Here is a 12,963-nt window from a genome sequence, read left to right on the forward strand (position 1 = left end):
ACGCAGCCTTTCTCTTGGGGGCGGTCTCAGGACGAAATGGCAATCCGGAAGCCGTGGGTCGGATATCGCACATTGGTGTCGTAGCTATCGCGGCTTGCGGGCCGGACGTAACGCGCATCGTTTTTCCAGGAGCCGGATCGAATGACGCGCGACACGCAGTCGTTCTCGACCCAGGGCGATCCATTCTGCGGGGCTCCCTGATAATTCTTGTGCCAGCAATCCTCTGTCCATTGATCGACGCCGCCCCCCATATCGTAGAGTCCGAATGGATTTGGCTTCAGGCTGCCGAGCTTGAGCGGCTGTTCAGCCGCTGCGGTATCCGCGCAGTTCTTGCAATTGGCCATGCCGGGCTGCAACTGGTCGCCCCACCAGTATTTCGTTTGCGTGCCGCCACGCGCGGCATACTCCCATTCCGCTTCGCTCGGGAGCCGGAAGGCTTTCTGCGTTTCCTTCGCGAGCCATGCGACGAACTGCTTGGCATCGGTCCAGCTCACATCCGTGACCGGAATGTCCTCCCGCCCAGTCACCAGGAACGGGCATGCATTCGCAGCAGCACACGCGTTCCACTCCCGGACCGAGACCGGATACTTGCTGATCGCGAAGGGCTTGATCGTGACCTGGTGGATCGGTTTTTCCGATATGTCGTCATTGCTGCCCATCGCGAAGGTCCCGCCGGGGAGGGGGACCATGGCGGGCTCTATGACCGGCTTTGGTGGTGGTGGCGGCGGGACAGGCGTGACCGCCGGGGCGGATTCAGACCGGGCTTGCTTGGCCGTAGGTGCTGATCGGGTGCCTGCATTCCCCGTTTCTTGCAGAGGCGCTGCGGGAGCTGACGCCTGATTGCCGATATCACTGCGCGGGTAAGCCCTCATGTACCAGACGACGGCGCCTGCGATAGCCAGAAGGATTGCGCAAAACGAAATGATCAGAACATGTTCACGCCGCTTCCGCGCCTTGTTGAACGCCGCGGGATCGGGAAGCACCCGGTAAACGCGCACAGGGTCGGTAATGTTCTTGATCTTGCGATCTCCAAGGGACTCATAGCCGCAGACGAGCTTGTGCTTGATCTGCTCGTAGATGCCACCCGAGATGTACACTTGGCCGGGGTCGGCAATCCCCTCGAGGCGCGCCGCGATATTGACGCCATCTCCGAAGACATCATCGGGCTCGATGATCACGTCTCCCAGGTTGACGCCAATGCGATATTCGATCCAGGAGTTCTTTGGCAGCGCCGCATTGCGTCCGATCATGCTTTGCTGGATGACGATCCCGCATCGTACGGCTTCGACCGGACTATCGAATATCGCAATGAACCCATCGCCAGTCGTTTTGACAAGCTTGCCGTCATGCTCGGTAATGCTCGGCTCGATGAGGTCACGCTCGATTCGCCTGACGCGCGCATGCGTCCCTTCCTCGTCCAATTCCATGAGGCGGCTATATCCGCAGATGTCGCCCACAACGATCGCCGCGAGGCGGCGCGGCGTTCCGACGCGCGGAACGGAGGGGTCTTTATCCCTGCCTGAACTGATGTCACGAATCTCGCCGCGCATGACTTCGCGCCTCTCACTGGACACACGAGGTTCACTAGCTGTTCGGTCGACCGTCATGACGCTACGCTCAACGTCTCCGTCAGACAATTAGCTGAAAACGCTAATCGGATGATCCCGGCGGGGGCGCGCGGTAGCGAGATGACGAAGTCTCTCGCCTTCGCTGTATCGATATACCCGGCGCCAATAGAATACGGCCGCCGCGAAACAGGTTCTCAGTTCACCTGCCGTTCTTTGCCCACCCAATACGGGTCGCGCAACTGCCGCCGCAGGATCTTTCCCGAGGCATTCCTTGGCAGCGCGGCGATGAAGTCGATGGTCTTCGGCGCCTTGAATCCTGCGATGCGCTCGCGCGTAAATTTCATCAGGTCGGTCGCGCTCAGCTCCTTGCCGGGCTTCAACACCACCACGGCCTTCACCGCTTCGCCCCAGGTATCATCGGGTACGCCGACCACAGCGACCTCGGCCACATCCGGATGGTCGCAGATCGCACTCTCCACTTCGGCGGGATAGATGTTTTCGCCGCCGGAGATGATCATGTCCTTGATGCGGTCGTGGATGTAGAGGAAGCCGTCGCTGTCGAGATAGCCGGCATCGCCGGTGCGCAGCCAGTTGTCGCGGTCCAGCGTGCGCGCGGTGGCGTCCGGCAGATTCCAGTAACCGACCATGTTCGACGCCGAGCGCGTCGCGATCTCGCCGACTTCGCCCACCGGCAGCGGCTTGCCGTCGGCATCGAGAATGGCGATCTCGATTCCCGGCAGCGCCTTGCCGGCCGAGCGCATGCAGTCGCGGCCCTCGACATGATCTTCCGGGGCCAGCACCACGATGGTGCCGGTGGTCTCGGTCATGCCGTACATCTGCACGAAGCCGCAGCCGAACACGCTGATACATTCCTTGAGCAGGGCGGCGGGGATCGGCGATGCGCCATACATGATGTAGCGCAGCTTGCTGAAATCCATCTCGCGCGCGCGCGGCTGCCGCACGATGAACTGCATCGCGGCCGGCACCAGGAACAGCTTGCTGATGCCGTAGTCGCGGAAGAAATCCAGCACCTTGTTCGGGTCGAACTCCCGCGCGATCACGCTCTTGGCGCCGTGATAGAGTCCGAACACCGCCCAGCCGACACCGCCGATGTGAAATACCGGCATCGCCACCAGCGAGACGTCGTCGGCGGTCCAGACATTCCAGTCCGGGTTTTCGTCGGTACCGCCGATGCGCAGCAACGACAGGAAATTCTGGTGCGACAGCATCGCGCCTTTTGGTTTTCCTGTGGTGCCCGACGTATAGAGCTGGATCGCCACATCATCCCTGGTCGTGGCGATGTTGGGATCGTTGTCGCTCTGCGCGTCGCGCCAGGCCGCAAAGTCCTGCCACTCCGGTGCACCGCCTTCCATGGTCATGATAATGCGCACATTCGGCAGTTGCGACTGCAGGCTGCGTACAAGGTCGACGAATTCCGGGCCGACGAACAGGATCGCTGCCTTGGCATCGTCGACGATGAAGGCGATCTCCGGTGCGGCGAGGCGCCAGTTCACGGGGGCCGTCACCACCTTGGCCTTCACGGCGCCGATCAGGAGTTCGATGAAGAGGTCGCTGTTCTTGCCGAGATAGGCAATGCGTTCATTCGGCTTGACGCCGAGCGCCATCAGCCCGTTGGCGACGCGATTGGCATTGCGATCGAGTGTCTTGTAGCTGGTCTCGCGGCCCTCGAACACCAGCGCAATTGAATCGCCGCGTGTCTTTGCTTGCACGCGAATGACATCGGCCAGTGTGGCCGCTTCCGCAACGGACATGTGTCTCCCTCCCGCAGTTTATTAGTTGTGGAGAGTGTGCGGGCGTCCGGGAGGGCTGACAAGATGAGAAAGGTGCTGCGGTGCGGTGATATCGCCACATACGCCGGGTCCTCATGCGGCGAAAGTCGTCGCCTGCGAAGCGGACGCGTTGCTTGTTGCGCGAGAGCTGCTGCAGCAGCCGCGTGGCTGAGAAAGCAAGGCAACGCCTTGGGCGCGTGGTGATGCTTCGTAGGATGGGTAGGGCGTCTTCGCGAAACCCATCGCTTTCCTCGGGTGTGGTTGATGGGTTTCGCTTCGGCGCGGTGCGCCTTCGCTCTACCCATCCTGCACCGGCGCAGCTCAGCCCCGCTGCGCCTTGTCCTTCTCGTTCTGCGCCTTGATGCTGTCGCGGGCCTGCATCCACTCGGCGTCGGACCAGTCGCGCAGCTGATAGAAGTTGCCGCCCATGGCCAGCGCCTGTGCGCCGTCCATGGCGATGGTCTCGCCACTGATCCAGTCGCAGCCGCCGGAGATCAGGAACACTGCGAGGTTCTGCAGTTCTTCCATCTTGCCGACGCGGCCCATCGGATTCCAGGCGCGGGTACGTGCGCCGGCTTCATCGCCCGGCTTGATGCGCTTGCTCATGCCTTCGGTGGGAATCTCACCGGGCGCGATGGTGTTGAGGCGGATGCCATAGCGGCCCCATTCGGTGGCCAGCGACATGGTCATGGCGTGGATCGCCGATTTGCTCATGGCTGACGGCACCACATAGGGGCTGCCGTTGCGTACCCAGGTCACGGTGATCGAGACCACGTTGCCCGGCACCTTGTCGGCGATCCAGCGGCGGCCGACGGCGTGGGTCATGTAGAACGTGCCGTGCATCACCGTATTGGCGACGGCGTCGAAGCCGCGCGCCGACAGGTCCTGTGTCCGCGAGATGAAATTTCCGGCGGCGTTGTTGATCAGGTCGGTGAGGGGGCCGTCGGCCCAGATGCCTTCGATCATCGCATCGACCGCCGCGGCATCGCGGATGTCGACGCCGTGGCTGGTGACCTTGCCGCCATATTCCGCCATCAGCTCGGTTGCGGTTTCGTCGCATACAGCCTTGCGGCGACCGCAAATATGCACTTCGGCGCCGAGCTCGAGAAATTTCGCCGCCATCGACTTTCCGAGGCCAGTGCCGCCGCCTGTAACGAGGATTTTCCGGCCTGCGAGAAGCTGCTGATTGAACATGGGAGCCACCTGATTTAAGAGGATGCGGACGGATTAATTAGTTGATTGACTAAATCCCGACAACGCTTTCCTGTAAAGCGACGATAAGAACAAGTCTAGGAAGGAAACCTCCCATGGAAGACCGCATCTCTGTGTCCATGACGGACGGCGTTGCCGATGTTCGGCTGGTCCGCGCGGACAAGATGAATGCGCTGGATGCGGCGATGTTTGCGGCATTGGTCGATACCGCCGATCGGCTCAGCCGCGAGAAGGGACTGCGCGCGGTCGTGCTGTCCGGCGAGGGCCGGGCGTTCTGCGCCGGCCTCGACATGGGACGATTCGCCGCGATGAAGGAGAGCGGCGGCGACGGTATCGGCGGCGGGCAGAAGCGTGACCTGGCGCTGCGCACCCACGGTCTTTGCAATCACTCCCAGCAGGCGGTGTGGGGCTGGCGCCAATTGCCGGTGCCGGTGATTGCCGCGGTGCATGGCGTCGCCTTCGGCGGCGGTTTTCAAGTGGCGCTCGGTGCCGACATGCGGTTTCTCGCGCCGGACACGCGGATGTCGGTGATGGAAATCAAATGGGGTCTGGTGCCCGATATGGCCGGCACGCCGATCCTGGCCTCGTTAGTGCGTGACGATATCCTGCGCGACCTCACTTACACCGGCCGCATCTTCTCGGCGCAGGAGGCTTTGAGCTACGGCCTTGCCACGCGCATCTGCGACGACCCGCGCGCTGCAGCGCTCGAGACCGCGCGCGAGATCGCCGGCAAGAGCCCGGATGCAATCCGCGCCGCCAAGCGCATGCTCAATAATCTGACGATCGATCCCGGTCCCGCGCTGCTCGCCGAATCCGTCGAGCAGATGAAACTGATGGGCGGGCCGAACCAGACCGAAGCCGTGCGCGCCAATATCGAGAAGCGCGCGCCGAAATTTGTGGATTAACAGACCAACACCCCGCCCTCATCCCAGCCTGAGCGCAATTGCGTTCAGGCGAGAGGAGCGACCTCTTGGTCGCGTCTCGAAGGATGGTGGCGCACACCAACTCATGGTGCGAGACGCGCGAAGATGCGCTCCTCACCATGAGTGCCTCGGAGCGACACGCTAGCTTCTCTCTTCAATCAAAAACAAAAATCCGGAAACGTATCCATGTCGACAAATTCCCTGTTTCAAGGCGTCATGTCAGGCGATCGCCGTCGCGGCTTTGCCGAACTGACCGAACGTGCGAGCCGCATCGCCGGCGGGTTGTCGCGGCTCGGCGTCAAGCAGGGCGACAGCGTCAGCATCCTGATGCGCAACGACATCGCGTTTCTCGAGGCGGCCTATGCGGTGGCGCAGCTCGGCGCTTACGGCGTGCCGGTGAACTGGCACTTCAAGCCGGAAGAGATCACTTATGTGATCAAGGATTCCGGCAGCAACATCCTGATCGCCCATGCCGACATGCTGCATCAGCTGCGCGATGCGATCCCGCAGGGCATCGTATCGCTGAGCGTGCCGACGCCGCCGGAGATCGTTGCCAATTACAAGGTCGATCCCACGCGCCTCGGCACCCCGGATGGTGCCATCGATCTGGAAAGCTGGCTCAAGGAGCAGGCGCCCTATGACGGTCCCGCACTGCCGCAGCCGCATAACATGATCTACACGTCGGGCACGACGGGCCATCCCAAGGGCGTGCGCCGCTTTGCGCCGACGCCGGAGCAGGCCGCGTCCGCCGACCAGATGCGCGCACGCGTCTATGGTCTCAAGCCCGGCGCGCGCGCATTGCTGCCCGGGCCGCTATATCACTCGGCTCCCAATGCCTTTGCGCTGCGTGCCGGGCGCCTCGGCGGCGCGCTGGTGCTGATGCCACGCTTCGATCCCGAAGAATTCCTGCGCGTGGTGCAGGACGAGAAGATCGACACCATCTTCATGGTGCCGACCATGTTCATCCGCCTGATGAAACTGCCGGAGGATATCCGTAAGAAATACGACATGTCGTCGCTGCGCCACATCATCCACGCCGCCGCGCCGTGCCCGGCCGACGTCAAGACGGCGATGATCGACTGGTGGGGACCGGTGATCTACGAATTCTACGGTTCGACAGAATCCGGCGCAGTGACCTTCGCGAATTCCGAAGATGCGCTGAAGAAGCCCGGCACAGTCGGAAAGATCGCGCCCGGTGCTGAGCTGCGCTTTCTCGACGATGACGGGAAGATCCTGCCCCAGGGCGAGATCGGCGAAATCTATTCACGTATCGCCGGCAATCCGGATTTCACCTATCATAACAAGCCGGAGAAGCGCGCCGAGATCGACCGCGACGGTTTCATCACCTCGGGCGACGTCGGCTATCTCGATGCCGACGGCTATGTCTTCATCTGCGATCGCAAGCGCGACATGGTGATCTCCGGCGGCGTCAACATCTATCCCGCCGAAATCGAATCCGCGCTGCATGCCGTGCCCGGTGTGCATGACTGTGCGGTGTTCGGGATTCCCGATGAGGAGTTCGGCGAGTCCCTGATGGCGGTGATCGAGCCGCAGCCGGGTGTCGTGCTCGATCTCGCAGTGGTGCGTGCCGATCTGAAAAAGGCGCTGGCCGATTACAAGGTGCCGAAGCAGATGGAAATACAATCGAACTTGCCACGGGAAGATTCTGGCAAGATCTTCAAGCGCCGGCTGCGCGATCCCTATTGGGCCAAGGCAGGACGAACAATCTAGGAGGTGATGCGTGGCAACGATTGGAAACAGAGTTGCCGCGCAGATCGCGGCGATCGCTCTGCTGGCGGCGGCGTTTGCCGGGCCTGCGATGGCCGTCGATCCTGATATACGGCAGGTGCTCGCCCCAAGCGGGAAACTGCGTGTCGGGCTCTATCCGGGCACGCCGACGTCCATTCTCGTATCGCAAACCGAAGGTCCGCGCGGCGTTGGCTATGATCTCGGCAAGGAGCTCGCGCGACAGCTGGGCGTGCCCTATGAGCCGGTGGTGTTCTCCAGAAACGCCGAGGTGCTCGAAGCGGTGAAGACAGGGGCTGTCGATGCCGCCTTTACAAATGCGTCAGCATCTCGCGCCAAGGACATGGATTTCGGCCCGTCTTATCTGGAAAGCGATCTCGGCTATCTTGTTGCGAAGGATACAGCGATTGGAGGGCCCGATGACGTCGATGTCAAAGGCATCCGTGTCGGCGTGACGGCGAGCAGCTCATCCGACGCGGCGCTGTCGCGTGATCTGAAGAATGCGGAGGTCGTCCGCGTGCCGGCGATCACGCTCGTTCCGGAGATGCTGGCAAGCGGGAAGATCAATGTATTCGCCACCAACAAGGCGACCCTGTTCGAACTGGCGGTGCAGGCGCCGGGCGCGAAAATCTTGGAAGGGCGCTGGGGCGTCGAGCGGCATGCCATCGCGATCCCCAAGGGGCGCGATCAGGGGATGGCATTTGTCCGCAAATTCACCGAGGATGTGAAGGCGCAGGGACTGGTTGACGCTGCCATCGCACGATCCGGACTGCGCGCTGCGACCACAGCCAGGTAGCACTATCAAGTAGCAACGACACGAGATTGTTGCGCAATATTACAAGAGGGACGACCGCCCATGCCCGTGTCTTTGCCTGCGCCCGTGAAACTGGCCATCGCCACGGCGGCTGCGCTGCTGTCTTTCGCCAGCCCGTCGCTGCAAGCCCAGACGTTTCCGAGCAAGCAGGTGACGATCCTGGTGCCCTATGCGGCAGGCGGTGCGGTCGACGTGCTGGCGCGGACCTTTGCACAATCGCTGTCGAAGACCTGGGGCCAACAGCCCGTCGTGGACAACCGTCCGGGTGCCGGCGGCATCATCGCCTCGCAGGCCCTCGCGAAGTCGCCGCCTGATGGCTATACGTTGATCCTCGTCGCATCGGGCCACCCGCTCAACCAGTTCTTCTATCCAAAGCTGCCCTACGACACGTTCAAGGATTTCACGGCGATCAGCGAAGTCGCCTACTCGCCGCTGGCCATCGTGGTGTCGAAGGACAATCCAGCAAAGAACCTGCAGGAGCTGCTGGCGCAGGCGAAAGCCAAGCCGGACTCGCTGTCCTACGGCATGTCCGGCAACGGCACCTCGGCGCATCTCGCCGGTGAGTTGCTGAACCATATGGCGGGCACGAAGATCGTCTCGATTCCTTACAAGGGCGGCGCACCGGCGCTTACCGCGGTGATTGCCGGCGACATTCCCATGAGCATCAATCCGCTGCCCGAGATCGTCGGCCAGCTCGAAGGCGGCGCAGTCCGCGCCATGGCCGTGACGACGGCGATGCGCTCGGCGGCGCTGCCCAACGTGCCGACGGTCGCCGAATCCGGCGTCGCCGGCTATGATACGGCGGTGTGGTGGGGCTTCCTCGGGCCCGCCGGCATGCCGGCCGATGTCGTCGCCAAAATCCATGCGGATCTCGTGACAGCCTTGAAGGATCCGGTGGTGCTCGCGGCGTTGAAGAAGATCGATGCCACGCCCGTCGGTTCCTCGCCCGCAGACTTCGACAAGTTCATGCATGCCGAAGCGGACAAATGGGGGCCGGTGCTGAAGGCGGCAAACATCAAGGTCCAATAGGCAATATGACTGAACGTTCGAACCAATGGCATGTCGGCCTGATCGGCTATGGCGAAGTCGGGCGCATTCTCGCCGAAGACCTGCGCAAGCAGGATCTCCGCGTCAGCGCCTATGATCTCAAGCTCGACGGCAAAGATGCCGGGGCGCTCCGCGACCATGCCGCGACCTATGGTGTCACGCTCGCATCCTCGCATGCGGACCTGGCCTCGCGCGCCGACTTCATTGTCTGCGCTGTCACCGCGAGCCAGACCGTGCCGGCGGCGCAGGCCTGCGTGTCCGGTCTGAAGCCGCAGGCGTGGTTTCTCGATTTCAACTCGGCTTCGCCCGGTGCGAAGCAACGTGCGGCCGCGCTGATCGATGGCGCAGGCGGCCGCTATGTCGAGGGCGCGGTCATGACCTCGATCCCGCCATACCGCATCAAGGTGCCGCTGCTGCTCGGTGGTGCCGGCGCGCGCGATCTCGCGCCGCTGCTCAATGCCATCGGCTTCGATGCGAAAGTCGCCAGCGACAGGCTCGGCGTCGCCTCGGCCACCAAGATGTGCCGCAGCATCATGATCAAGGGCCTCGAGGCCATGGTGATCGAGAGCTTCACCACGGCGCGCGCCTATGGCGTCGAGGACGCCGTGATCGCCTCGCTGGTCGAGACGTTTCCGTCCATCGACTGGGAGAAGCAGGGCGCCTATTTCTTCCAGCGTGTCATCGAGCACGGCCGCCGCCGCAGCGAGGAAGTCCGCGAAGTCGCCGAGACCGTGCGCGAGATCGGGCTGACGCCATGGTCGGCCGAAGGCACGGCAGAGCGGCAGGGCTGGATCGCCGATCTCGCCGATGACGGCCTGTTCGGCGCCAGGGGCGAGGCGGGTTTCGCGCGCAGTGCGGACTGGCGCATCGAGGCGGATCGGATTTTGGCTAAAGTGAAGCCGAAGGGCTGACTTCCGACCCGCGCTGCGCATCGAACTTCGTCTTGCATCGCAGCATGAGTTGCGACCAAATGGGGCGCCGGCAACTTCCTGGAGCGTGCTTGTGTCCCTGACCCTGTCCACCGAAGAACCCGCACTCCAGCGCGGTGACGATCCTGCTCACCAGGAGGCCGATGCCCGGCTGCGCGAGGACATCCGGCTGCTCGGCCGCATCCTCGGCGACACCGTGCGGGATCAGGAAGGCGAGGCGGTGTTCGCCCTGGTCGAGAATATCCGCCAGACCTCGGTCCGCTTCCACCGTGACGAAGACAAGCTGGCGCGGCGCGAGCTCGAAGCCATTCTCGACGGCATGTCGATCGCCGAGACCGTGCGCATCGTCCGCGCCTACAGCTATTTCTCGCATCTCGCCAATATCGCCGAGGACCAGAACAACATTCGCCGCATGCGGGCACAGCGCGCGAATGCGGCCAACGCATCCGGTACGCTGGCCCATGCGGTGAAGCGTGCGCGCGAGGCCGGCATCGACGCCACGCTGCTCAGCAAGTTCTTCGGCCAGGCGTTGATCAGCCCGGTGCTGACGGCGCATCCCACCGAAGTCCGGCGCAAGAGCACCATCGATCGCGAAATGGAAATCGCGGCATTGCTGGACCGGCGCGAGCGCATGCAACTCACCGCCGAGGAGATCGAGGCGTCGGAAGAGCAATTGCGCCGCGCCGTCGTGACGCTATGGCAGACCAACCTGCTGCGCCGGAGCAAGCTCACGGTGCTCGACGAGGTCGCCAACGGATTGTCGTTCTACGACTACACGTTTTTGCGCGAAGTGCCGCGGCTGCATTGCGCGCTGGAAGACAGCCTGCGCGCGCAGGGCGGCGCTACCGAGCTTGGCTCGTTCCTGCGTATGGGAAGCTGGATCGGCGGCGACCGCGACGGCAATCCATTCGTCACCGCCGATGTCATGCGCGGCACCATGCTGCTGCAGAGCAGGCGCGCCTTCAGCTTCTATCTCGACGAGCTCCACGCGCTGGGCGCGGAGCTGTCGATGGCGGCGCATCTCGCCGACGTCTCCGACGAGCTGCGCGCATTGGCCGAACGCTCCCCGGATCCATCGCCGCACCGCGCCGGCGAGCCCTATCGCCTCGCGATATCCGGCGTCTACGCACGCATGGCGGCAACGGCACATGCGCTCGAACTGCCGAACCGCCGCGCGGCGGTGGGCGATGCCCCGCCCTATACGTCGGCGACCGAGTTCAAGGCCGATCTCGACGTGCTCGATCGCTCGCTGATCGCTGATAATTCCGCTGTCATCGCCCGCGGCCGGCTGCGCCAGCTTCGCCGCGCGGTGGATTGTTTCGGCTTCTATCTCGCCAGCCTCGACATTCGCCAGAACTCGGCGGTGCATGAACGCACCGTCGCCGAGCTGATCGATGCGGCGATGCCCGGCACGTCCTATCTCGCGCTCGGCGAGGAAGCCCGCATCACATTGCTGGCGGGCGAATTGAAGAATGCGCGGCCGCTGGGCTCGCTGTTCGTCAAATACAGCGACGAGACGCTGGGCGAACTCGCGCTGTTCCGCATGGCGGCGCAGGTGCACGCGAAATTCGGCGCGGCGGCGATCCCCCAATGCATCATCTCCATGTGCAAGGGCGTCTCCGACATGCTCGAAGTCGCGGTGCTGCTGAAGGAAGTCGGGCTGGTGGATTGCTCCGGCCGCAGCGCCATCAATATCGTGCCGCTGTTCGAGACCATCGAGGACCTGCAGGCCTCTGCAGCCATCATGGACCGCATGTTCTCGCTGCATGATTACCGCAAGCTGGTGGACAGCCGCGGCGCGGTGCAGGAAGTCATGCTCGGCTATTCCGACAGCAACAAGGATGGCGGCTTCGTCACCTCGGGCTGGGAACTGTACAAGGCCGAGATCGAGCTCATCGAAGTGTTCGAGCGGCATCACATCCGCCTGCGGCTGTTCCACGGCCGCGGTGGCTCCGTGGGCCGCGGCGGCGGCCCGAGCCATGATGCGATCCTGGCGCAGCCCGGTGGCGCGGTAGACGGCCAGATCCGCATCACCGAACAGGGCGAGATCATTTCCAGCAAATATTCCAATGCCGAGGTCGGCCGCAACAATCTGGAGATTCTTGCGGCCGCGACGCTGGAAGCGAGTCTGCTGGCGCCGAAGCACAGCGCGCCGCGCCGCGAATATCTCGAAGCCATGGAGGAGATTTCCGGATTGGCCTTCAAGGCCTATCGCGGTCTGGTCTACGAGACCGAGGGTTTTGTTGATTACTTCTGGGAATCCACCGTCATCAACGAGATTTCGACGCTGAACATCGGCAGCCGTCCGGCCTCGCGCAAGAAGACCCGGGCCATCGAGGATTTGCGCGCCATCCCCTGGGTGTTCTCCTGGGCGCAGTGCCGTTTGATGCTGCCCGGCTGGTACGGTTTCGGCAGCGCCATCGAGGCGTGGCTCGCCATCCATCCCGACAAGGGCATGGCCTTCCTGCAGGAGATGCACCGCGAATGGCCGTTCTTCCGCACGCTGCTGTCGAACATGGACATGGTGCTGGCCAAGAGCTCCATCGCCATCGCCTCGCGCTATGCCGAGCTCGTCGCCGACCAGAAGCTGCGCGAGACCATCTTCGGCCGCATCCGCGGCGAATGGCATCTGTGTATCGAGACGCTGCTCGACATCATGGAGCAGGAGCGCCTGCTGCAGAACAATCCGCTGCTCGACCGCTCGATCCGTAACCGCTTTCCTTATCTCGATCCGCTCAACCATGTGCAGGTTGAACTGCTCAAGGAGCATCGCGCGAACAATCCGGACGAGCAGGTGCTGCGCGGGATTCAACTGACCATCAACGGGATCTCGGCTGGGCTGCGCAATAGCGGGTAGGGAGTTCTCCCTCAAGCACAGACGCGTAGGATGGGTAGAGTGGAGGCGCATCGCGCCGGAACGAAACCCATCGACCA

At 63.1% G+C, this 12,963-nt stretch carries 9 protein-coding genes; 6 read left to right on the forward strand and 3 right to left on the reverse strand.

Features of this window, described 5'->3' with window-relative positions; translation table 11 throughout:
- Positions 1–26: 26 nt before the first annotated feature.
- The 3 genes from ACEK02_RS17425 to ACEK02_RS17435 form a co-directional block, all read right to left on the reverse strand.
- Positions 27–1,550 (reverse strand): SUMF1/EgtB/PvdO family nonheme iron enzyme, encoded by a 1,524-nt coding sequence (locus tag ACEK02_RS17425; RefSeq protein WP_371422838.1) that lies wholly within the window; start codon positions 1,548–1,550, stop codon positions 27–29.
- Positions 1,551–1,762: 212 nt separating this feature from the next.
- On the reverse strand, positions 1,763–3,340 hold the full coding sequence (locus tag ACEK02_RS17430; RefSeq protein WP_371422839.1) for a fatty acid--CoA ligase: 1,578 nt from the start codon (positions 3,338–3,340) through the stop codon (positions 1,763–1,765).
- Positions 3,341–3,679: 339 nt separating this feature from the next.
- Positions 3,680–4,552 carry an SDR family oxidoreductase gene (locus ACEK02_RS17435; protein ID WP_371422840.1) on the reverse strand — a complete coding sequence of 291 codons (873 nt, stop codon included), beginning with the start codon at positions 4,550–4,552 and terminating at the stop codon, positions 3,680–3,682.
- Between the two features lie 113 nt (positions 4,553–4,665).
- On the opposite strand from ACEK02_RS17435, the gene ACEK02_RS17440 reads away from it, so the two are divergent.
- The 6 genes from ACEK02_RS17440 to ppc all read left to right on the forward strand — a co-directional run bounded on the left by ACEK02_RS17440 (position 4,666) and on the right by ppc (position 12,886).
- On the forward strand, positions 4,666–5,475 hold the full coding sequence (locus ACEK02_RS17440; protein WP_371422841.1) for a crotonase/enoyl-CoA hydratase family protein: 810 nt from the start codon (positions 4,666–4,668) through the stop codon (positions 5,473–5,475).
- A gap of 204 nt (positions 5,476–5,679) precedes the next feature.
- Entirely contained in the window at positions 5,680–7,224 is a 1,545-nt protein-coding gene (locus ACEK02_RS17445; protein ID WP_371422842.1) for an acyl-CoA synthetase, read from the forward strand.
- 10 nt (positions 7,225–7,234) lie between these two features.
- Entirely contained in the window at positions 7,235–8,035 is an 801-nt protein-coding gene (locus ACEK02_RS17450) for a transporter substrate-binding domain-containing protein (protein ID WP_371422843.1), read from the forward strand.
- Positions 8,036–8,095: 60 nt separating this feature from the next.
- Positions 8,096–9,082, forward strand: coding sequence for a tripartite tricarboxylate transporter substrate binding protein (locus ACEK02_RS17455; RefSeq protein WP_371422844.1), 987 nt, complete (start codon positions 8,096–8,098; stop codon positions 9,080–9,082).
- Between the two features lie 5 nt (positions 9,083–9,087).
- Positions 9,088–10,011, forward strand: a complete 924-nt coding sequence (locus ACEK02_RS17460; RefSeq protein ID WP_371422845.1) for a DUF1932 domain-containing protein — start codon at positions 9,088–9,090, stop codon at positions 10,009–10,011.
- A gap of 97 nt (positions 10,012–10,108) precedes the next feature.
- A complete protein-coding gene (ppc, locus tag ACEK02_RS17465) occupies positions 10,109–12,886 on the forward strand; it encodes a phosphoenolpyruvate carboxylase (RefSeq protein WP_371422875.1) in 2,778 nt (925 codons plus the stop codon).
- The last annotated feature ends 77 nt before the right edge of the window (positions 12,887–12,963 follow it).

It is taken from the genome of Tardiphaga sp. (genome assembly GCF_041424195.1).
Classification (GTDB): Bacteria; Pseudomonadota; Alphaproteobacteria; order Rhizobiales; family Xanthobacteraceae; genus Tardiphaga.